Annotated in this window: 25 protein-coding genes and 2 pseudogenes; 7 read left to right on the forward strand and 20 right to left on the reverse strand. The window is 35.1% G+C overall.

Annotated features, from left to right (window positions below):
- Positions 1–22 precede the first annotated feature (22 nt).
- Together AC0ONG_RS21720 and AC0ONG_RS21725 are read right to left on the reverse strand one after the other, a co-directional pair.
- Positions 23–379 carry a DUF3221 domain-containing protein gene (locus AC0ONG_RS21720; protein ID WP_001079383.1) on the reverse strand — a complete coding sequence of 119 codons (357 nt, stop codon included), beginning with the start codon at positions 377–379 and terminating at the stop codon, positions 23–25.
- Positions 380–399: 20 nt separating this feature from the next.
- Positions 400–774 (reverse strand): hypothetical protein, encoded by a 375-nt coding sequence (locus AC0ONG_RS21725; RefSeq protein ID WP_000816722.1) that lies wholly within the window; start codon positions 772–774, stop codon positions 400–402.
- A 190-nt stretch (positions 775–964) separates the two neighbouring features.
- Between AC0ONG_RS21725 and AC0ONG_RS21730 the strand changes: the two genes are divergently transcribed.
- Positions 965–1,792, forward strand: coding sequence for a DUF2785 domain-containing protein (locus AC0ONG_RS21730; protein WP_086397903.1), 828 nt, complete (start codon positions 965–967; stop codon positions 1,790–1,792).
- Positions 1,793–1,805: 13 nt separating this feature from the next.
- On the opposite strand, the gene AC0ONG_RS21735 is transcribed toward AC0ONG_RS21730, so the two are convergent.
- The 9 genes and pseudogenes from AC0ONG_RS21735 to AC0ONG_RS21775 form a co-directional block, all read right to left on the reverse strand.
- Positions 1,806–2,012: a hypothetical protein gene (locus AC0ONG_RS21735; protein WP_001248905.1), complete on the reverse strand. Its 207-nt coding sequence runs from the start codon at positions 2,010–2,012 to the stop codon at positions 1,806–1,808.
- Between the two features lie 63 nt (positions 2,013–2,075).
- Positions 2,076–2,216, reverse strand: a pseudogene (locus AC0ONG_RS21740) (anti sigma factor C-terminal domain-containing protein); the annotation flags it as partial.
- Positions 2,217–2,553: 337 nt separating this feature from the next.
- Entirely contained in the window at positions 2,554–3,009 is a 456-nt protein-coding gene (locus AC0ONG_RS21745) for a GNAT family N-acetyltransferase (protein ID WP_000703677.1), read from the reverse strand.
- A gap of 72 nt (positions 3,010–3,081) precedes the next feature.
- Positions 3,082–3,426 (reverse strand): DUF6176 family protein, encoded by a 345-nt coding sequence (locus AC0ONG_RS21750; protein ID WP_001100204.1) that lies wholly within the window; start codon positions 3,424–3,426, stop codon positions 3,082–3,084.
- 2 nt (positions 3,427–3,428) lie between these two features.
- Positions 3,429–4,217 carry a GNAT family N-acetyltransferase gene (locus AC0ONG_RS21755; RefSeq protein ID WP_000736717.1) on the reverse strand — a complete coding sequence of 263 codons (789 nt, stop codon included), beginning with the start codon at positions 4,215–4,217 and terminating at the stop codon, positions 3,429–3,431.
- Positions 4,214–4,546 (reverse strand): cupin domain-containing protein, encoded by a 333-nt coding sequence (locus AC0ONG_RS21760; RefSeq protein WP_000450934.1) that lies wholly within the window; start codon positions 4,544–4,546, stop codon positions 4,214–4,216. The genes AC0ONG_RS21755 and AC0ONG_RS21760 overlap by 4 nt, the downstream gene beginning before the upstream one ends.
- A gap of 44 nt (positions 4,547–4,590) precedes the next feature.
- On the reverse strand, positions 4,591–4,992 hold the full coding sequence (locus AC0ONG_RS21765; RefSeq protein WP_017763649.1) for a hypothetical protein: 402 nt from the start codon (positions 4,990–4,992) through the stop codon (positions 4,591–4,593).
- A 141-nt stretch (positions 4,993–5,133) separates the two neighbouring features.
- Complete coding sequence (gene ald / locus AC0ONG_RS21770) at positions 5,134–6,267, reverse strand: alanine dehydrogenase (protein WP_001219401.1); 1,134 nt, start codon at positions 6,265–6,267, stop codon at positions 5,134–5,136.
- Between the two features lie 213 nt (positions 6,268–6,480).
- Positions 6,481–7,272: an SDR family oxidoreductase gene (locus AC0ONG_RS21775; protein WP_003280286.1), complete on the reverse strand. Its 792-nt coding sequence runs from the start codon at positions 7,270–7,272 to the stop codon at positions 6,481–6,483.
- A gap of 147 nt (positions 7,273–7,419) precedes the next feature.
- Here AC0ONG_RS21775 and AC0ONG_RS21780 point away from each other — a divergent pair, with 147 nt between their 5' ends.
- Complete coding sequence (locus AC0ONG_RS21780) at positions 7,420–7,878, forward strand: universal stress protein (protein ID WP_001066672.1); 459 nt, start codon at positions 7,420–7,422, stop codon at positions 7,876–7,878.
- Between the two features lie 41 nt (positions 7,879–7,919).
- Here the strand turns inward: AC0ONG_RS21780 and AC0ONG_RS21785 are convergent, their stop codons facing one another.
- Positions 7,920–8,618 carry a hypothetical protein gene (locus AC0ONG_RS21785; protein WP_137000261.1) on the reverse strand — a complete coding sequence of 233 codons (699 nt, stop codon included), beginning with the start codon at positions 8,616–8,618 and terminating at the stop codon, positions 7,920–7,922.
- Between the two features lie 244 nt (positions 8,619–8,862).
- Between AC0ONG_RS21785 and AC0ONG_RS21790 the strand changes: the two genes are divergently transcribed.
- Positions 8,863–9,042, forward strand: coding sequence for a hypothetical protein (locus AC0ONG_RS21790; RefSeq protein WP_000342753.1), 180 nt, complete (start codon positions 8,863–8,865; stop codon positions 9,040–9,042).
- A gap of 44 nt (positions 9,043–9,086) precedes the next feature.
- On the opposite strand, the gene AC0ONG_RS21795 is transcribed toward AC0ONG_RS21790, so the two are convergent.
- The 3 genes from AC0ONG_RS21795 to AC0ONG_RS21805 all read right to left on the reverse strand — a co-directional run bounded on the left by AC0ONG_RS21795 (position 9,087) and on the right by AC0ONG_RS21805 (position 12,129).
- Positions 9,087–9,440, reverse strand: a complete 354-nt coding sequence (locus AC0ONG_RS21795; RefSeq protein ID WP_000724678.1) for a DUF3139 domain-containing protein — start codon at positions 9,438–9,440, stop codon at positions 9,087–9,089.
- A 98-nt stretch (positions 9,441–9,538) separates the two neighbouring features.
- Positions 9,539–10,927 (reverse strand): argininosuccinate lyase, encoded by a 1,389-nt coding sequence (gene argH / locus AC0ONG_RS21800; RefSeq protein WP_136999194.1) that lies wholly within the window; start codon positions 10,925–10,927, stop codon positions 9,539–9,541.
- A complete protein-coding gene (locus tag AC0ONG_RS21805) occupies positions 10,924–12,129 on the reverse strand; it encodes an argininosuccinate synthase (RefSeq protein ID WP_000412339.1) in 1,206 nt (401 codons plus the stop codon). Before AC0ONG_RS21805 ends, argH begins: the two co-directional genes overlap by 4 nt.
- A gap of 166 nt (positions 12,130–12,295) precedes the next feature.
- On the opposite strand from AC0ONG_RS21805, the gene AC0ONG_RS21810 reads away from it, so the two are divergent.
- Positions 12,296–12,613, forward strand: a complete 318-nt coding sequence (locus AC0ONG_RS21810) for a hypothetical protein (RefSeq protein WP_000417222.1) — start codon at positions 12,296–12,298, stop codon at positions 12,611–12,613.
- A 28-nt stretch (positions 12,614–12,641) separates the two neighbouring features.
- Here AC0ONG_RS21810 and AC0ONG_RS21815 read toward each other — a convergent pair whose 3' ends face one another.
- Positions 12,642–12,836 carry a hypothetical protein gene (locus AC0ONG_RS21815; protein ID WP_000910278.1) on the reverse strand — a complete coding sequence of 65 codons (195 nt, stop codon included), beginning with the start codon at positions 12,834–12,836 and terminating at the stop codon, positions 12,642–12,644.
- A gap of 854 nt (positions 12,837–13,690) precedes the next feature.
- Between AC0ONG_RS21815 and AC0ONG_RS21820 the strand changes: the two genes are divergently transcribed.
- Complete coding sequence (locus AC0ONG_RS21820; RefSeq protein ID WP_001244514.1) at positions 13,691–14,353, forward strand: YitT family protein; 663 nt, start codon at positions 13,691–13,693, stop codon at positions 14,351–14,353.
- Between the two features lie 31 nt (positions 14,354–14,384).
- On the opposite strand, the gene AC0ONG_RS21825 is transcribed toward AC0ONG_RS21820, so the two are convergent.
- Positions 14,385–15,218, reverse strand: a complete 834-nt coding sequence (locus AC0ONG_RS21825) for an EcsC family protein (RefSeq protein ID WP_001256853.1) — start codon at positions 15,216–15,218, stop codon at positions 14,385–14,387.
- A 137-nt stretch (positions 15,219–15,355) separates the two neighbouring features.
- Between AC0ONG_RS21825 and AC0ONG_RS21830 the strand changes: the two are divergent.
- Positions 15,356–15,991: pseudogene (locus tag AC0ONG_RS21830) on the forward strand (DUF1796 family putative cysteine peptidase).
- A 71-nt stretch (positions 15,992–16,062) separates the two neighbouring features.
- Complete coding sequence (locus AC0ONG_RS21835) at positions 16,063–16,497, forward strand: NUDIX hydrolase (RefSeq protein ID WP_000283509.1); 435 nt, start codon at positions 16,063–16,065, stop codon at positions 16,495–16,497.
- 23 nt (positions 16,498–16,520) lie between these two features.
- On the opposite strand, the gene ackA is transcribed toward AC0ONG_RS21835, so the two are convergent.
- From ackA to tpx, 3 genes are all read right to left on the reverse strand, one after another.
- On the reverse strand, positions 16,521–17,714 hold the full coding sequence (ackA, locus tag AC0ONG_RS21840) for an acetate kinase (protein WP_000034583.1): 1,194 nt from the start codon (positions 17,712–17,714) through the stop codon (positions 16,521–16,523).
- 299 nt (positions 17,715–18,013) lie between these two features.
- Complete coding sequence (locus AC0ONG_RS21845) at positions 18,014–19,000, reverse strand: class I SAM-dependent methyltransferase (protein ID WP_000084365.1); 987 nt, start codon at positions 18,998–19,000, stop codon at positions 18,014–18,016.
- A gap of 199 nt (positions 19,001–19,199) precedes the next feature.
- Positions 19,200–19,700 carry a thiol peroxidase gene (tpx, locus tag AC0ONG_RS21850; protein WP_000024531.1) on the reverse strand — a complete coding sequence of 167 codons (501 nt, stop codon included), beginning with the start codon at positions 19,698–19,700 and terminating at the stop codon, positions 19,200–19,202.
- Positions 19,701–19,736 lie beyond the last annotated feature (36 nt).

Genomic DNA, 19,736 nt, shown 5'->3' on the forward strand with positions numbered 1-19,736 from the left:
GCAGCTTGGTTGCTGCCTTTTTCTATTTCTCTACTATTTCAAATTTCTCTACAATCATTTTTGCTGGATAACTTTCAAGTATTTGAGAAAACCATACTTTTATTTTATCCCCTGTTTTTAACTGTTTATATGCGTCTTTGTCCTTAAAGCTCAAGACTATATGTGATGGATGCTCTTTATTCATTTGTTGTTCTATATAATGTTGCAACTCTACTTTTGTTTCAAACGTTTTATCATCGGCAAAAAACACCGTGTCATTTCTTAATATGATATACCCTTCTTTAGGTACTTTTTTTACCTCTACTTGTTTTGTAGTGCAAGCTGATAATATGATTAGAAATACACTTATAAACATTAATTTTTTCATATGCCTATTCATTTTTAACTCCTTACTCTAGGCTATTTCAAATTTAACACCATCTTCTCCTCATACTTATCATCCCATTTAATCAAAACCTCTATCGGTTCATCTTTAGATAAAGGCGCACAACTTACACAAGATGATTTCATTTCAATCTTTGCTCCTTTATGATTTTCTGACGTTTGTGTCATTGTGCTAAAGGCTCCATTAATAGCAATCTCTAAATTTTTAAATTCTGTATTCCCATCTCCGCCTTTGTACTGAAACGTAAACACTCCATCTTCACTGTCGTCCTTAATATGGCCCTTATATTGTCCCGTCCAACTTTTGCCCTCGCTAGAAAAAGTAACATACCAAATCGAACAACTCCCTAAAAAGAAAATACTAATGAAAAAGAATAATGCTCTCTTCATAATGCCCCCTCCATTCAAAAACACTTATTTATCCCGTATTAACGGACAGTAAGATCCCCACATCAAAATTCGGTGAAAGCAAAGAAGTTAGGTGGGGAATCCCCCACTGATTAAAGTTTCACTTCATTGCCTATTCCTTCCTTTTATTATACTATTTAAATACAGAATTTTCTAAAATAGGAGGGTTTATATGTTACAACAACAATTAGAAGAAATTCGTAATAATAATTACATACTGGATAACACACTTAACATTGATTCTTTAAGTTCTAATATGCTTGAACATATTGGCGATACTGATAGCTATTTAAGGGACAAACTCATCTACTCTACTTTTTATCATCTCATCAAGAAGGACTACCTTTCACACACACAATTACAGAAACTATTATTAGAAAGCATCGGTGAAAAATATTTATTGTATAAAATTCATTCAGATGACGAAGATGCTGTATTTACTCGCGCATTTACCACCTTATTAATTGCGCTCATTATAGATGCAGATACAAATCATAATTTCTTATCACAAACTGATATTTCAAATGTAAAAGATCAATTAATTCTATATATGAACAATGAACATGATTTCCGCGGATATGTTCCAGACCACGGCTGGGCACATAGTATCGCTCATGCTTCCGATACATTTGAGGCGCTTGTTCATAATCCTAAACTAGAAACTTTACATTACGAAGAGATATTAAAAACTTTGTTAAACAAAGTTTTTGTCCATTCTATCTACTACAAATATGAAGAAGACGAGCGTCTCGTTTATCCGATTGTCGCAATGCTGCAAAATGGCCTAAAAGAAGAAATACTCATATTAGCCCTTCGTGACTTAGCAGCTCAATTACCGGTCCAAAAACAAGTACTACCTATTGAATCGTACGAGTTTCTATATGGAAATACAAAATCTTTCTTACGTAGCTTATTTTTCAGATTACGTACAATGTCTATATGTAAAGAAACTGAATACGAAATTGAAAAATTGCTACAAGAGCTTCCAAAATATTATTAAAAAAGAAGGCCACTCAAAAAGTGCCTTCTTCTATTTCACTAATATTTAATTGAAATTTCACGATCCAAACTGAGAAAAGGTGGACAAGAAGCGCAAACGCCATACATGCTCCACTTAAAAAAGTTAGTATAGGATGCGAATACACGTGCCCCAATCCATAGGATATCGCCACGAAAAACATTGTTATGTAAATATAAATTGCTCCATGTATTTGCCTCATATAAACCTCCTTTTCCCATATTATAACATAAATTTTCTGATTATTCACATTAATTACTTGTAATCAATATTTCTCAACTGTTACACCTCTTACAGCAGCCTTAATATACGGTGACCCTTGTAAACTTTGTAAATCCTCTGTTTTTCCTGTTACGACTATACCGTATATTGGTAAGTCTTTTGGTTTGGTGTTTTTTATTTCTTTATCCCGCATTAACGGGCAGTAAGACCTCACATCAAAATTCAGCGGAAGCAAAGAAATTAGGTGGGGGGCGGACTGCCCGTAAAAGCCCGATTGGTGAGGGCTGATAATCAGTGGGGGATGAACCACTCCACTGATTAAAGTTTCACTTTATAGTTTATCCTAAAATATTCTCGATATCCCTCTTTATTTTCACTTAAAGATATTCAAATGCAGCTTTTATAAATTTTTTCATAATAAAAAGCACATCCATTTTGATGCGCTTTTCACATATATTTTAGTAAAATATGAATCATTTTTTTGAAGCAAAAACTCCCACTCCTCTCTCCCCATACTATCGTTATGACTTAGTTGCCATAATAATTGAACGAGGATAGAACTCCAACTTTTCATAAAACGATACAGCTTCATTTCCATACACTACTGTTAATTCAATTTCATCTATCTTCTTCGCTTTAAACCATTCCACTGCACTATTCATTAATTTTAAGCCAAATCCGTTTCTTCGGTATTTTTCATCAACGAATAAAACTTCAATCTTTCCGCTTACACTTTTACTATACGCTATACAAAACCCTAATATATCATCTGTTTCCGCCTCAACTAATAATTCAATTCTATATTCTCCGTAATTTGAATTCTGTTTATAATTTTCAATACGTTCCTCAAATGTCATTCTTGGATAATCACCAGAAAAATGTTTTGATTTATTATTATGATATTCATGTAATTTATTTAAAGGTTCTCTTATTATTTCTATTTCACCGAGAGTGATATATTTATTACTAATTTTCATCCTACAGCATCTCCAATAATATATATTCCAACAAAAAAGAAGATCATTTTACGGTTATAAAATAACAATCTATTATTTCATCGCTTCCTTCACAACATCTTGAATCATAACAACTTCTGTTTTCATATCAATAGACGGTGCTTCTTCATCGATACATTCATACCAAAATGCTAAGTGCTTTTTATCAATTTCATGATGCGAATTTTCGACAAAAATACCACCTTCTCCTTGCACAGAATACCAATATAAGTACTCTTCTCCATCTCTTATTTCCCGGAAAATTGTCTCAACGTACATTTTTTCGTCGTTTAATGTCAAAAGCACTTCTTTCAAATTGTCATTAAGAAGCTGCATCCATTCATCTACTCGATGACTCTTACCAGGCTTAACTTTAAATCTTGTTAATTCTACATTCATTTTTATTCCCCCGTTTTCTTACGTACAAACAAACTATATTCTATTGGATGATAAAAACTTAATTTACTAGCTAATTTTCGCGAAGGAATATTGTCTACATAACAATCCCAGCTCGGTATAATGTCATTTTGCATGCAATGTTCAATGAACCTTGTCGCAACAGCTTGAGCTAATCCTTTCCCTTGATGCGCTTCATGTGTTGCAATATCTATTTCAGCAAAACCATTCCCGTTAAATATTGAGACACATTCAGCTACAATTATCCCATCTTGTTCTATACAAAATCCAAAACCACTGTTCAAAAACGTTTCTTTTGATCCCCAATACTCTTTGTAGTACTCCTCTTTAAATTCACTGCTGCGCTCTATATCTCTTCTATCAATACGCTTCACTTCATATGTATTTTTGTTAAAATCTCGTTGACTCTCTTCAAAGGTTACGCTTTGAAATTTCATTCGCGGGATGTTCCGAAGTACATTACTAAAACGCTCTTCTATCATCATTTCCCACTCTTCACTCGAAGTGAACAGTGTAAATCTCTTCTCTGTTTTTTCAATAGCCGTTTTTAAATATGAAAATAACTCTTCGTTATAATTTTGATCATCCGTATCACCAAATAAATAATAGATACCATTAGCTGTAATAATTAATCCTGCTGTTAATTGCCCGTTTATAAAAACCTCACCATCTATCATTTGATCACATACCGCATAAGCAAACGTCGTCGTTCTTGTATTACCTTCTAAAACCGGAAGAACTTTTCTATAATCGGCTACAGATAATTTTTTCATAATTGCTCCACTTTAATCGTATCAGCCTCTATATGTTCAAAACAAAGATTTACCGTTCTCTTTAATGCTCTTGTTCTATGAATCGTACATGCTGGAATTAAAATAGAATTATTTGGCTTTAAAACCGCTGTTTCTCCATCTTCAAAATCAATAAGTAATTCTCCCTCTAGCACAATAAATAATTCATCCGAATTAGAATGATAGTGCCAATCATATTCACCAGTAAATACAGCGATTCGTAAACAATGACTGTTTATATTTGAAACGACGAAGTTTTTATGTTGATCTTGAATGTCTTTTGTTAATTCTATTAAGTTCACAGTTTCCATATTTCATCCCATCCTTTCGTTAGTCGTTCTTCTGAAAAATTAACTTAATCTCCACCATCACTTGAGCTACTACAATCACTGCTACTGTAGTGACCGAATCCACTTGATGAGCTTGAAGCGTATGAAGATTTTTTGCTTCTTTTTCTATCTTTTTTACTTTCATGACTAGGCCATACTGTAGCAAAGAGTATAACGAATAAGGCTAATTCTATTACAACAAGTATAAATTCTAGAATGCTCTCAATAATATTGGGAGTTATCCCAAAACTGTAAAACACTCCAAACGAATACATACACAAAATTACATACAGAGCCATACAAATATACCGGAATGTTTTTTCTATCATAATGACTACTTTTTGTGAAAAAGGTATGTTCTGTTCCTGTTTTTTCTTTATGTACTTTTGTCTTTTAGCTTGCTTTTGCTTCCTTTTTTTACTCCCCATTGAATCCCCTCTTTTATTATATAATTCTAAATTATCATAATAAAAATCGATTTACACCAATAAATAACAATTATTCACATGTTATTTCCCCATATAAAAAAGACCCTCCTTATGAAAAGGAAGGTCTCAAATGTATTTCTATTATGATAAAGCAGGAGCTTTTTCAAGTAACTCTTTCGCATCAGCGTATTGTAAGCCGTGAGCTTCTGCAACTGCTTCGAATGTTACATATCCATCTAATGTGTTAATACCTTTTAATAATGCAGAGTTGCCTAGGCAAGCATCTTTATAGCCTTTGTTCGCAATTTGTACTGCATATGGTACTGTTACGTTTGTTAATGCAAGAGTTGACGTACGTGGAACCGCACCTGGCATATTAGCAACTGCATAATGAACAACGCCATGTTTTTCGTAAGTTGGGTTGTCATGAGTTGTAATACGATCAGTTGTTTCGAAAATACCACCTTGGTCAATCGCAATATCTACAACGACAGAACCTGGTTCCATTGATTGAATCATTTCTTCAGTTACAAGTTTTGGCGCTTTTGCACCTGGAATTAATACTGCTCCAATAACAAGGTCAGATTCTTTAACAGCTTCTGCAATGTTGTATGGATTAGACATTAATGTTTTTACTTGGTTACCGAAAATATCATCTAATTGACGAAGACGTTCTGCACTTAAGTCAATGATTGTTACATCTGCACCTAAACCTACTGCAATCTTAGCTGCATTTGTACCAGCTTGACCACCGCCGATGATTGTTACTTTGCCGCGTTTTACCCCTGGAACGCCTGCAAGTAAAATACCTTTACCGCCTTTGTTTTTCTCAAGGAATTGTGCACCGATTTGTGCAGACATACGACCAGCTACTTCACTCATAGGTGCAAGTAATGGTAAAGAACGATTGTCTAATTGTACTGTTTCGTATGCAATTGATGCAACTTTGTTATCGATTAATGCTTTCGTTAATTCTGGTTCTGGAGCTAAGTGTAAGTATGTGAATAAAATTAAACCTTCACGGAAATAGCCGTATTCACTTGCTACTGGCTCTTTTACCTTCATAACCATATCTTGATTCCATGCTTCTTCAGCAGTTTCTACAAGTTTCGCACCAGCTTGTACGTATTCTTCATCCGTAAAACCAGATCCTAAACCTGCTCCTTTTTGAACAAAAACTTCATGACCATTTTGTACTAAATGTACTGCTCCCGCTGGCGTCATTGCCACACGGTTTTCATTGTTTTTAATTTCTGTTGGAATACCGATACGCATGATTAGTTCCCCCTTGAGTTATGAAATGACCCCTGAATCATTTTTTAAAGCGCTTTCTACGCTCTTATATTTTAACATAATATCTCAATATTTGACAAAAAATAATACAAGTTTTCCGATAGATTTAATTTTATATTAAAAGACAGTATTATCCGCACCTCTCAGCACAATGGATAAACTGTCCAATTATTTGAAACTTCATCTTATTTTATTCTATCGATGTCTATGAATAACATCCACTGCACCAGTCACTTCAATAATTGTACCGGTAATCATATCGGAATCGTCCTCACATAAAAACGAAATGGTTCTTGCAATATCTTCACCTGTTCCAGATCTACCAATCGGTGTGTTATGCTCTTTTAGCTGACGTGCTTCTTGAATAGTTGCCTCTTTCATATCGCCAATAATATCACCAGGACATACCATGTTCGCAGTAATACCATACTCCGCTTCTTCATAAGCAACTGTTTTCGTTAATGAAACAAGTCCTACTTTGGCCGCTGCAAAAGCTGAACGATAAATCCATCCCGGTGCACTATCCGCCCCTTGAAATCCGTAATTAATAATACGGCCAAAGCTCTGTTTTCTCATGACCGGAACGACAAGTTTTAATAAATGAAATACCGCTGTTAAATTTCCCTGAATCATTTCATTCCATTCATCTTCTTCATAATCAACTAACTTTTTTCGTTCAAATACATATGGACCAGCATTATTAATTAAGAAATCAATTTTGCCAAAACGGCTTATCGCTTCTTCTACTATTTTATGTAAATCTTCCTTTTTCGTGACATCCGCTTGCACGAATTGTAGACGCTCTTCCATATTTTTATATGTTTCTTTCAACTTTTCCATAGCCGTGATATCGCTATGATACGTTACTGTTACTGAATATCCTTTAGCCAATAACTTTTCTGTTACTTGCTTTCCTAAACCTTTCGTACCGGCTGTAATGAGCGCGTGTCTCACAAACATGCCTCCTTTTAAATTGCTATACTTCATATGTAACAAGTTCTCGCTCCAATTACAACTAAAATGAATTGAAACAGAGTTTTCAAAATTCTGTAACGTTTCTGGCAAGCACGTTACCAAAATTTGTTTTATAATTAAGTTGTAAACAGTTATAAAACAGATTGGGAGGAATTTACTATGAATAATACATATACAAATATTTTAATCGCGGTGGATGGTTCTAAAGAAGCAGAAAAAGCCTTTAAAAAAGCAATTCAAGTCGCAAAGCGCAACAATGCAACATTAACAATCGCTCATATCGTTGATGTAAAAGCGTACTCAGCAGTAGAGGCTTATAGCCGTGCAATTGCTGAACGTGCAAATCTATTTGCAGAAGACTTATTAGAAGACTACAAAAAAACTGCGCTTGAAGCTGGTCTTGAAAAAATTGAAACTGTATTAGAATTTGGTAACCCTAAATCTAAAATTTCAAAAGAAATCGCTCCAAACCATAAAGTAGATTTAATTATGTGTGGTGCGACTGGTTTAAATGCTGTTGAACGCTTCCTAATCGGTAGCGTCTCTGAACATATTATTCGCTATGCGAAATGCGATGTCCTTGTTGTTCGTGGTGATGAGGAGCAAGGTGATCTTTAATTTATAGATAAAACACCAAGTCCACATGGGCTTGGTGTTTTTCATTTCACATATTTCACTATAAATACAAGACAAGCCACAATAACAACAGTAATTGCTAATACATAGGGAGGAAGAAACTTCAAAGACCATAATGCCATCATAATCGTCGCAACCGTTAAGTATGCTTGCTTTGCATCTTCTGTCATTTTTTTACGAAGTAAGAAGACGGACAAATAGCCAATTGGCGGCGTAATGAAGCAAAGAACATATATGATTTTTGATTTTAAATACCATTTTTGTTCTCCAAGTTTCTTTATATCCCCTTCTATTCTCTTATGCTCTTGTTCTCTCGCCTCTTCTACAAGCGGATTTTCCTCTTCTCCTCGCTTTTCTTTCATATAAGGAAGAAAGTGCATAAAAAAATAGTATGTGAATACGAACGCTCCAAATCCAATATTTAATCTTTCTAATGGAATATGCTCACTAAAAAAAGCAGCAGTAAGCACTAAAGACAAACAGTACGTCATCATCCAAAATGAACGTTTTCTCTTTTTCCGTTCCATTTCTTTTTTATCTTGTACATGTTTTCTTTTCGAAAGCCATATTGAAATACAGCAATCTACTAGAAATAGAGAAAAAATAAATATCGCAACGTGTACTGTTTCTACATTTCCAAATGAAAATACGTTTGGGAATGCAACATACAATACAATTAGAGTGTACAAAATTAGCCCTATAAAATAAAGTGAAACTTTAATCAGTGGGGGGTTTTATTCATCCCCCACTGATTATTAGTTGAACCAATCGGGCTTTTACGGGCAGTTGATCCCCATCTAACTTCTTTGCTCTCGCTAAATTTTGAGGTGGGGGTCTTACTGCCCGTTAATGCGGGATAAATACGTCTCATTTTTCATCCCTTTCTTATTTCCTAACATTACGTTAACATACATTTTTTAGAAATAGACGGACAAAATATATATGTGTAAAAAAGGAGGATGCTATATGGATGATTCTGAACGCATTATTTTAGACGTAAACGGAAAAGAAATTGAAATGCTAGATAAGATTCGCACTCATTTTAAAGAGAAACATGGCGTTGAACTAAGTAATGGTGCATTGCTTCGTGATTTGATGGATATTGAGTATATTCGAATTACAGAAGATCGACATAAGTATGATTAAAAGAAAAACGACTGCAGGCGAATGCCATCAGTCGTTTTCTTTCTTTATTTAAGCTCTTGATGCTTCCCGCCCATACCACCTTGCTCATTGCTATCTTGGTGTACAGTTAGTTTATTTGTTTTCGCATCTTTTAAAACTCTATATGTATATGATTCATTTGGTTCATCTTTAAACTGCACATTCATTCCATACGAATCCATTTTGCTATAAAAGGCCGGTTTTATGTATGCAATATCACTTTCTTTATATCCTTTATCTTGCAAATGCCACATCGTTGCGATAATCGATTCTTCTCGCTTTTCTTTTTCACCAACATACATATATTTGTCCAAAAGAAACACTTTAGCATTTGCAATTAAACTAATTACCAGTACAATGATAAACACTATTTTTTTCATAGACTTCCCCTAAATTGTTATTTTTTACTACATTGTAACTTAAATGCTAGTAAAAAATAAAGTACGCCAGACTTTACTAGACTGGCGTACTTCCCAACTCAATTCTTAATAACTTCTTTCGTTAACCCCTTCGCCTTTTCCAAAGCGTTTTTGATTTGTTCAAACCCTGTCCCACCAGCACTATTACGACGCTTTACAGCCTCATATGGTGAAAGAACTTCATACAAATCTTCTTCAAATAAAGAGCTCATTTCTTTATATGTTTCAAGCGGGACATCTAATAAATAAATTCCTTTTTGTGTGCAGTGTAGCACTAACTTCCCTACAATTTCATGAGCTTGACGGAATGGTAGTCCTTTGTTTGCTAAGTAGTCGGCAATTTCTGTTGCGTTGGAGAAATCTTGCGTCACAGCTTGCCCCATTTTTTCTTTGTTTACAGTCATCGTTTCAAGCATGCCCGCCATAATATGAAGGCATCCTTCTACTGTTTTGACTGTATCAAACATTCCTTCTTTATCTTCTTGTAAGTCTTTATTGTAAGCGAGTGGTAATCCTTTCATTACTGTAAGTAAACTGAATAAATTACCGTATACTCTGCCTGTTTTACCACGGATTAGTTCCGCCATATCCGGATTTTTCTTTTGCGGCATAATGCTGCTACCTGTCGCATATTGATCGCTCATTTCAATAAATTGAAACTCTTGGCTACTCCATAAAATAAGTTCCTCACAAAAACGTGATAAGTGCATCATGAGCATAGATGAATTACTTAAAAACTCCAGTATGAAATCACGATCACTTACTGCATCTAAACTATTTTCATAGATTCCATTAAACCCAAGAAGTTCCGCACTATATTCTCGGTCGATCGGGAATGTCGTCCCAGCTAGCGCTCCTGCCCCTAACGGCGAAATGTTAATACGCTTTAACGAATCTTCATAACGATTCACATCACGCTCTAACATCCAAAAATAAGCGAGAATATGATGAGCAAATGAAATCGGCTGAGCACGCTGCAAATGCGTATAGCCCGGCATAATGGTTTCAATATTATTTTCTGCTTGGTGAACAAGAACAGTTTGCAATTGTTTTGTAGCTTTTATAATATGTTCTACCTTTTCTTTTAAATACAAATGCATATCTGTCGCCACTTGATCGTTACGACTTCGGCCTGTATGAAGTTTCCCTCCTACTTCACCGATTTTTTCAATTAACATCTTTTCAATATTTAAATGAATATCTTCAGCTTCAATCGAAAAATGTAATTTATTTTGTTTCGCTTCTTCTAATAAATATTGAAGACCTATCTTTATTTTCTCTGCCTCTTCTTTCGTAACGATGCCTTGCTTTGCTAGCATCGTTACGTGTGCAATACTCCCTTTTATATCTTGATTTACTAATTGTTGATCGAAGGAGATGGATGCTCCAAACTCTTCAACCCACGCTTCCGCTTCTTCCGTAAAACGTCCGCCCCAAAGTTTGCTCACGCTTCCACCTTCTTTTGATTCACTTGGCTGTATACTTTCGTCGGTAAACCAAATAATGAAATAAATCCAACTGCTGCATCATGATTAAATTCATCTTGAGCAGTATATGTTGCTAATTTTTCATCGTATAAAGAGTATTCAGATTTACGTCCTTCTACAATCGCATGACCTTTAAATAATTTTACACGCACTGTACCTGTTACATTCTTTTGCGTTTCTTGTAAAAATGCATGAAGCGCTTGTTTTAAAGGAGAGAACCATAAACCGTTATAAATAAGTTCTGTTATTTTCTGTTCAATCACTGGTTTAAAATGTGCTACTTCTTTTACGTGTGTTAAATCTTCCAACTCTTTATGTGCAGTGATTAACGTCATTGCTGCTGGGCATTCGTATACTTCACGAGATTTAATACCGACAAGACGATTTTCTACGTGATCGATACGTCCAACGCCATGTTTTCCAGCAAGTGCATTTAACGTTTTAATTAATTCTGCAAGTGAATATGCAGTACCATTCAAAGTCGTCGGTACACCTGCTTCAAATCCGATTTCTACAAACTCTGGTTTATTCGGTGTATCTTCTAATGCTAATGTCATCTCATATGCCTCTTCTGGTGGTGCTGCCCATGGATCTTCTAAAATTCCACATTCGTTGCTGCGTCCCCATAAGTTTTGATCGATTGAAAACGGGCTATCTAAATGAATCGGAATTGGTACATCGTTTTCTTTTGCATATGCAATTTCTTCTTCACGTGACCACTTCCATTCACGTACAGGCGCAATCACTTCTAAGTAAGGATTTAATGCTTGGATAGAAACTTCAAAACGAACTTGGTCATTTCCCTTTCCTGTACATCCATGTGCAACTGCAGTTGCACCTTCTTGTTCTGCGATTTCTACTAATTTCTTCGCAATAAGCGGACGAGATAATGCAGAGACAAGAGGGTATTTCCCTTCGTATAATGTGTGTGCTTGCATCGCCATCAATGCATATTCATTCGCAAATTCTTCTTGGACATCCACCATATATGATTTAATTGCACCAACTGAAAGTGCCTTTTCTTTCACAAACCCTAAGTCTTTTCCTTCCCCTAAATCTAAACAAAGTGCGATAACATCATAATTCTTCTCTTGTAACCATTTAATTGCAACGGAAGTATCAAGACCTCCGGAATATGCTAATACAACTTTTTTCTTCTCCATTTTGCATCCCCCTAAAGAATAAATATTCATTTTCTTTTATAATAATTCAAACTTTAACACCTTTTACAAAATGTATCAAGAGTCATTTTCAAATTTTTTCAAACAATTTCGTCGAACTTCTTTCTGTTTTTCTGTACAATATAAGCAGGAAAACGGGGGTGAACTTATGGAAAAGTATTTCTTATACGATAATCATCTAGGAATTGAAATTCCGCATTTACAAGAAGATTGGGAAGATATCCCCGAAAAAATGCAGCATGCTATTTTACTAAAATGGGAACAAATTCGCGGGAAAATTCCTGATCGTATAAAAGAACTTGAGCACTATATTAATACAAAACAACATCATTTAAATAACGAAGAAGACTTCGAAGTTTCTTGTAAACTAAATTCAGAAATTGCCGATCTTGCTTCCATCATTAATGACCTTTGGCTTTGGTATCGACTCACTCAAAATGTATCTGAGGGGAAAGCACACCAATGAAAAAAGCATGCCCCTCAATTACTTTGGGTCATGCTTTTTTGTCGTAACATGATTTACAATATATCTCTTGTGCTGTTTTCGCCAAACACACATCAAATGGACCAACTAATATACTTCTTTCTTTCGGCAACTTTACAAAAGCAACAAGTTCTTCTTCATATTGAATTTTTTTCTGACATGAAACGCATATTAATTCTTTTCTTTTGAACATGTCTTTTAGCATATCTTCACTCTCCCCTTCATCTATCTATATTAATATACTCTCATAATAGTTAAGAGTTGTAAAAAAATGACACATTTCGAATCGAATGATTCATATACTATGTACAAAAGGAGGTCTAAAGCTTATGCGTGCTTTCGTTATTATCGCTTTAACTTTTTTAAGTGTAATTAGTTGGGATGCGTTTTTTAAAGATAAAAGTGATGAAAAGAACACAACGGAATAAAACCCTTTTTTTCTTGCTTATTGGACAAACCGTTACAAACTGTCCAATCCTCTGAAATAACTTAGGCTTTGCTACAAAAATATTTAAACATAACATTTTTTGTAGATTCCCTCCGTTTATTGTCGGTTTCCATCCGCATACATTTTTTAAAAGTATGATATAATAGTATAAATCTTGAAGGAAGGGATTTTGATATCATGATCGCTCGAAGGAGCATGTGGCATCGTATTGACGAATCATACACGTAGCGTATTTTTCAGCTCAGATACTTTAGTCTAGCGAAAAAAATACGAGAGTGGGGAAATTATGATTGCCCGAAGGATAATTTGGCAAAAAAAAGACTCTTCTTACACATAGCGTTTTGTTTAGGACTTAATTGTTACTAACTAAACAAAACAAAGAAGAGCAGGATTGCTAAATGACGAATCCTACTCCACGTTTTGTTTAGTCGTTTTAAGACTTAAACTAAAACGAAGGTAGGGAGAATTGATGGACGAGAGGATTATTCGTTATTTCTTCAGCGACATATAGCGTAGTTAGTTTTTTCGTAAACTAACTGAAAGCTACATGTGAGCTCGTAGTTAGTTTACAACACAAAAAGGACTACTAACTACGGAAAGAAGGAATAACGATGAGGAACATCCAAAGTCGGCAAATTATTAAAGAAATTTTTATGGTTTTAATCGGTTCATTTATTTTAGCAGCAGCGCTATATCACATTCACTTCCAAAACCACTTAACAGAAGGTGGCTTTGTAGGAATTGCACTATTCATTCAAAACTTTTATGATATTTCACCATCTATTTCAACTGTATTAATGGATATCCCAATTATTTTACTGTGTGCTTCATTTTTGGGTAGAAAAATGGTTGGCTATTCATTCTTAGGTTCTATTTCATTCGGATTATTTTATTCCTTAATGGAAAATTATTCTCCATTTACGGTAGATTTATCAAATAATTTATTTATAGCTGCAATAGTTGGCGGTGCGTTAGCTGGTATTGGACTCGGTTTTATATTGCGATTTGGCGGTGCAACCGGTGGAGACGATATTTTAACAATTGTATTAAGTAAACGAACTCGTTTTACAATTGGGCAAATTTTCTTCGTCTTTGACGCGATTGTTCTTGCGCTTTCATTATATTATTTAAATTGGACTGAAATTGCTTTTACTATTCTTTCGATTGCCGTACAGGCCAAAACATTGGATTTAATTTATTATCCAAAAACAGAAAAAACAGCAGAAAAGCAGCCAGTATCTGTTCCAATGTCCAAAAAACATGCAACAAATTAAAAAAGCGAAAGGCTTCGGCCTCTCGCTTTTTTTACGCTCTTTTTTCTTTCTCGACTATATGGCGCACTTGATAAAATCTATTTGCAAATTCAGTAACATTTCTTGTTAAACGATAATTCACTGTAGATCCAATTGCCATTCCAATTACCGGAATACCTTGGAATAATTTACGACGAAGAGCATAAATCGAAAATGTCTTCAAAATTTGTTTTAACACAACTTCAGTAGAAGCTGTTTGTAACACTGCTTCGTCTCCTTCATAAAAGAACGAATCTTCTTGTTCCAGCTCTTGCAATAAATTGTACCATGCGTATTGCTGAAGTCTTCCTGGTAGTAATGACGCATGAAACACCTTTAACGCAAGCATCATTTCATAAGGCTTGTTCACATCATGCCCAAATGATGTTGCAATAAGTTGGACTGCCTTCACATTTAACGCGATCATAACCGGAAAATCTGCCGTTAATAATAATAAACCTCCAGCACCTGTCGCCCCGCCTTGCACAAACGAATATAGACGATGACGTGCTGTTTGCTGCTCTGCTATGTATGTTAACTGATCAATAGATAATGCTTTCAAATCTTCAAGCTGTTCAATCGATTCATCAAATAATCTCGATGTTCCTAAAATCCGATTACGTGCATCTAACTGTGCTTGTGAACTTTGAATAAATGCATGCAAATGAAAGAGCCATCCATCTGCTTTCGTGAAGAATTCTTTTCGCTTTTTCTCAGGTAATTTCGCAACTGTAGTATGTAACCATTTATCAAACACTTTTTGAAAATCGGTCGCTTCTTGCTCAACTAATTGCGCTTCCCATTCTTTTATATTGTCTAAAATGGCTTGTTCTCGCTTCGATCGCATCGTAACAACCACCTCGTTCGATTTTTTTCTATTGTAACATATTTCTGCTTATTCTTTACAAATATGCTTGTATATCTCTTTTTATATACCCTTTATGAGTGACATAAAATAATAGCAAAAAGGATGAGATGCTTCACATGAATCTATCCAATCTAAAACAAAATTATAACGCAGAATTCAGCTTAGGAAAAAACTGCTGGCCTACTTGGGCATTATATCAATTAGAATTATCACCATTTTTTGGCGTTATTGATTTTATGCTAAGTCCTTCATTAGCGAAAGTAAATTTATTATTCCAAAATCGATTTGACCGCTTTTTAAATTAAGAAAATTTATCCTTCATCTCATTTTGGGATGATGATGCAAAATTAAGATGAAGGGACAACCTTTATGAAATTGACTCCTGTCATGACTTTAAAACAGATGTAAACACACCAACTACTTGGCCTTCTTATACAGAAATTAAGTTAAACTACGAACATCGAACTAATCGTTTTCTAACTACAATTGAAACGGCAGAATCCATATTATTTATTCGAACTGGAGGAACATACGAAGAAGCATGTTCCCTAGAACAAATTTCATCTCAAATAATTACACATACATTCTCTGTCCTGTTACTAATTCCTGCCGATATACCAACTATCACTCAAGAAGATTGGGGATTACAACATACTTGCGTTATGAAATGCCCGATTATGGATGTATACCAATACAATGAAGCATTTTGGAAAGACTTATTTGATGGAATTACAGTTAGACCGCACACTTAAATACAGAATACTTTTATCACACCATACATTATAATCTTCCTTATACAAAACAAATAAGGAGTGATTCTATTATGTATCCACGTGCAAAAGCTTTCGGTCTTGCTGTACATCAAGATCGCCTTCTCGTACAAGAATATTATACAGAAGGCGAAACATATTATCGTCCTCTTGGCGGTTCCATTGAACTTAGTGAAAAATCAGCACATACTGTTATTCGGGAGTTTAAAGAAGAGCTTCATACGGAGATAGAAATCACCAATTATTTAGGTTGCTTAGAAAATGTCTTTCATCTAGATGGGGGCATTGGTCATGAAATCATTCAACTATATTCTTTGCGTTTATTAGACACCTCACTATATGAAATGGAAATATTAAATATACAAGATGAGCAAGCAGTAACGTATGCGAAATGGATTCCTATTAAGGCATTCATTCAGAAAGAAAAAATATTATATCCGGATGGAATTTTAAAATACATCCAAAAGAAAAAAGACGAAATCCTATAGGATCTCGTCTTTCTTTTTATATATTAACCAATATCTCCAAGACGTAGTACGTCACGAGCAATCATAACTTCTTCGTCAGTTGGAATTACGATAATTTTTACTGGAGAGTGTGGGAAGCTGATGAATGCTTCTTCACCGAATACGTTATTACGTTTTACATCGAAGTATACGCCCATGTACTCAAGGCCTTCTAATACGCGCTCACGAATAATCGCACTGTTTTCACCTACACCAGCTGTAAAGATGATTGCGTCTACACCTTTCATACGAGCTGTGTAAGAACCGATGTATTTGTGGATACGGCTTACGAATACATCAAGTGCTACTTTCGCACGGTGGTCGCCTTCTTCTTCTTTCGCAATGATGTCACGTAGGTCACTAGAGTAACCAGTAAGACCTAACATACCACTCTTCTTGTTTAATACGTTAACTACTTCTTCTACTGTTTGGCCTGTTTTTTCCATGATGTATGGAATTAACGCAGGGTCAAGGTTACCAGAACGTGTACCCATTGTTACACCAGCAAGTGGAGTGAAGCCCATAGAAGTATCGATAGATTTACCGCCTTCTACTGCTGCGATACTTGCACCGTTACCTAAGTGACAAGAAAGTAAGCTTAAGCTTTCAATTGGACGACCTAATAATTCAGCCGCACGCTCAGTTACATATTTATGAGAAGTTCCGTGGAAACCGTATTTACGGATGCCGAATTTTTCATAGTACTCATATGGTAAGCTGTATAGGAATGCAGATTCCGGCATTGTTTGGTGGAATGCTGTATCGAATACTGCTACTGCTGGTACGTTTGGTAATACTTCTCGGAATGCTTTAATACCAACAACGTTTGCTGGGTTATGAAGTGGTGCTAAATCGCTTAATTCTTCGATATCAGCTAATACTTCATCAGTAATTAAAACAGAGTCAGCAAATTTTTCGCCGCCGTGAACAACACGGTGACCGATACCGCCAATCTCATCTAGAGATTTAACGATTCCGTTTTCAGTTAATTTTTTAAGAAGCATATTAACTGCTACTGCGTGATCTGGGATGTTTGTAATTTCTTTTTGTTTTTCGCCATCTACAGTAATAGTGAAGATACTATCTTCTAAACCGATACGTTCTACTAAACCTTTTGTTAATACTGTTTCACTTGGCATTTCAAATAATTGGAATTTTAAGGAAGAGCTTCCTGCGTTAATCGCGATGATTTTTGACATCTAGTCTTTCGCCCCTTTTTCTCTTGGTAGTTGTGTGGATGTTTCCACAAACCGCTCGATTTTATCTAATCAAATTTACTAAATATGAAAACGTTTCATCATTAGCAAATTTTATACTCACGATTTTAATTTAAACATCGTCCGACATATATTTCAAGTGAAAAAATTGTAACACCAAGAAAAAATATATATTACAGATTTCAAAAAAATTCAGTTAAATCTAGTATATATTTAAAAATATGACATATTATATAAAACTGTACTACATGAATCACTAACTCTGTTACATATACCCAGCTTTATTTATGTGTTGCAAACCAAGTATTTAATTGATCCATAATGTTCTCCATCGCCTTCATGTTAGAGAATTTAGGCAACTCCACTAATAACGCCTGTTTTGGCATTGTTACATTAGAGCCTTTCTTTTGGAGAACAAATATACTTTTTGCATTTTTCTCGTTTTTAAACATGGAAACAGGAAGCTGTAATAACCCTTGAATAAAGCATGTTTCTTTAATAAATGCATGTAATTTTGGTGCCTGGTCACTTTCAAAAATGAAGTTTGGTACTAAGAAAAATAAGTACCCGCCCTCTTTCGTATGTTTCACACTTTGTTCAATAAATAAGTGATGAGCATACGACATTCCTTCATCTGCTTTTAATTTATATTCACTGGCACCGATTTCGTTTGGATAGTAACCAATCGGTAAGTCTGAAACGACTGCATCAACTGGATCGATATAAAGTGGTGCTAGTCCATCTTGATGGAAGAATTCGATTGCATGCTTCTGTAAATTTGCATTTACTAAAGCAAGTTTAATTAGCACTTCATCCACTTCTACACCAAATCCACTCATTGTTAGTCCTTCTTTGGCGCTATTAAACACTGTAGTCATTAAATTTCCTGTTCCAATTGCAGGATCTAAAACTGTAATTTCGTTTTGACCTTGCATAAATTTATGGAATAAGTAACTCATGAACATCCCAACTGCATCAGGCGTCATTTCATGATTCGCTTGTACGCCTTCTTTCATTCCTTTTAAGATGGCTAACTGAAATGCTTTACGAATTTCTTCACCTTTATATGTTTCTTCATTAAACGTACTATATTCACGATTCAGCCTTTCAATTGCCGATTCGGATAATTCCTCTTGTAAAATTGCTCCCTCAAACAAGTTATCACCTGTTTCTACAAGCGCCTCTAAATATGTCACATCTAATTCTTTACGTAAAACTACCGCAGAAGAATCAAAAATAGAAAATAATGTTTCCACTGTCTGACTCACGTACATTCCTCCTTCTCTCTTTTACACATAACTTATATCATACCACAAAGTGATTTTTTCCAAAAAGAAAAAGCGACCTCCTGTAAAGAGCTCCCTCTCAAGTTATATATGATATAACGTTTTTTCTCATATATCGGCAACATTACGCAGCGATATATGAGAAAAAACGACCTCTTTATAAGAGGTCATTTCCTTCACATTACTTTGCAGATTTAGCTGCTTCTAATGCTGCTTCATAGTTTGGATGGCTTGTACCTTCGCCTACGTATTCTACGTAAACTACTTTGTCATTGCTATCTACTACGAATACTGCACGAGCAAGTAAACGAAGTTCTTTCATTACTAAGCCGTAAGCTTCACCGAATGAAAGGTCACGGTGGTCAGAAAGTGTTACAACATTTTCTAAACCGTTTGCTGCACACCAGCGTTTTTGAGCGAATGGTAAATCAGCGCTAATTGTTAATACTCTCGCGTTTTCAATACCTGCTGCATCTTGGTTAAAACGACGTGTTTGTGCATCACACACACCTGTGTCGATTGAAGGTACAACACTAATTAATTTTACTTCGCCTTTGTATGTTTCTAAACTTACTGGAGATAAGTCGTTTGCTAATACTTGGAAGTTTGGCGCTTGATCGCCAACTTTAACTTCTGTTCCAACTAAAGTCATTGGATTACCTTTAAAAGTTACGTTTGCCACTTGAAAATCCTCCCTTATTTAAACAAAATATGTACA

This window comes from Bacillus sp. TCT6 (assembly GCF_056033845.1).

Bases quoted from the DNA above. Each gene is read 5' to 3' on its own strand.
- AC0ONG_RS21775 (WP_003280286.1), bottom strand. From the start codon at position 7,272: ATGAAGTATAGCAATTTAAAAGGAGGCATGTTTGTGAGACACGCGCTC.
- AC0ONG_RS21790 (WP_000342753.1), top strand. From the start codon at position 8,863: ATGGATGATTCTGAACGCATTATTTTAGACGTAAACGGAAAAGAAATT.
- AC0ONG_RS21765 (WP_017763649.1), bottom strand. From the start codon at position 4,992: ATGGGGAGTAAAAAAAGGAAGCAAAAGCAAGCTAAAAGACAAAAGTAC.
- AC0ONG_RS21720 (WP_001079383.1), bottom strand. From the start codon at position 379: ATGAATAGGCATATGAAAAAATTAATGTTTATAAGTGTATTTCTAATC.
- AC0ONG_RS21815 (WP_000910278.1), bottom strand. From the start codon at position 12,836: ATGCTAAAAGACATGTTCAAAAGAAAAGAATTAATATGCGTTTCATGT.
- AC0ONG_RS21750 (WP_001100204.1), bottom strand. From the start codon at position 3,426: ATGAATGTAGAATTAACAAGATTTAAAGTTAAGCCTGGTAAGAGTCAT.
- AC0ONG_RS21795 (WP_000724678.1), bottom strand. From the start codon at position 9,440: ATGAAAAAAATAGTGTTTATCATTGTACTGGTAATTAGTTTAATTGCA.
- AC0ONG_RS21760 (WP_000450934.1), bottom strand. From the start codon at position 4,546: ATGGAAACTGTGAACTTAATAGAATTAACAAAAGACATTCAAGATCAA.
- AC0ONG_RS21730 (WP_086397903.1), top strand. From the start codon at position 965: ATGTTACAACAACAATTAGAAGAAATTCGTAATAATAATTACATACTG.
- AC0ONG_RS21820 (WP_001244514.1), top strand. From the start codon at position 13,691: ATGAGGAACATCCAAAGTCGGCAAATTATTAAAGAAATTTTTATGGTT.
- AC0ONG_RS21825 (WP_001256853.1), bottom strand. From the start codon at position 15,218: ATGCGATCGAAGCGAGAACAAGCCATTTTAGACAATATAAAAGAATGG.
- AC0ONG_RS21745 (WP_000703677.1), bottom strand. From the start codon at position 3,009: ATGAAAATTAGTAATAAATATATCACTCTCGGTGAAATAGAAATAATA.
- AC0ONG_RS21780 (WP_001066672.1), top strand. From the start codon at position 7,420: ATGAATAATACATATACAAATATTTTAATCGCGGTGGATGGTTCTAAA.
- AC0ONG_RS21835 (WP_000283509.1), top strand. From the start codon at position 16,063: ATGTATCCACGTGCAAAAGCTTTCGGTCTTGCTGTACATCAAGATCGC.
- AC0ONG_RS21810 (WP_000417222.1), top strand. From the start codon at position 12,296: ATGGAAAAGTATTTCTTATACGATAATCATCTAGGAATTGAAATTCCG.
- AC0ONG_RS21755 (WP_000736717.1), bottom strand. From the start codon at position 4,217: ATGAAAAAATTATCTGTAGCCGATTATAGAAAAGTTCTTCCGGTTTTA.
- ackA (WP_000034583.1), bottom strand. From the start codon at position 17,714: ATGTCAAAAATCATCGCGATTAACGCAGGAAGCTCTTCCTTAAAATTC.
- AC0ONG_RS21735 (WP_001248905.1), bottom strand. From the start codon at position 2,012: ATGAGGCAAATACATGGAGCAATTTATATTTACATAACAATGTTTTTC.
- AC0ONG_RS21805 (WP_000412339.1), bottom strand. From the start codon at position 12,129: ATGGAGAAGAAAAAAGTTGTATTAGCATATTCCGGAGGTCTTGATACT.
- ald (WP_001219401.1), bottom strand. From the start codon at position 6,267: ATGCGTATCGGTATTCCAACAGAAATTAAAAACAATGAAAACCGTGTG.
- AC0ONG_RS21725 (WP_000816722.1), bottom strand. From the start codon at position 774: ATGAAGAGAGCATTATTCTTTTTCATTAGTATTTTCTTTTTAGGGAGT.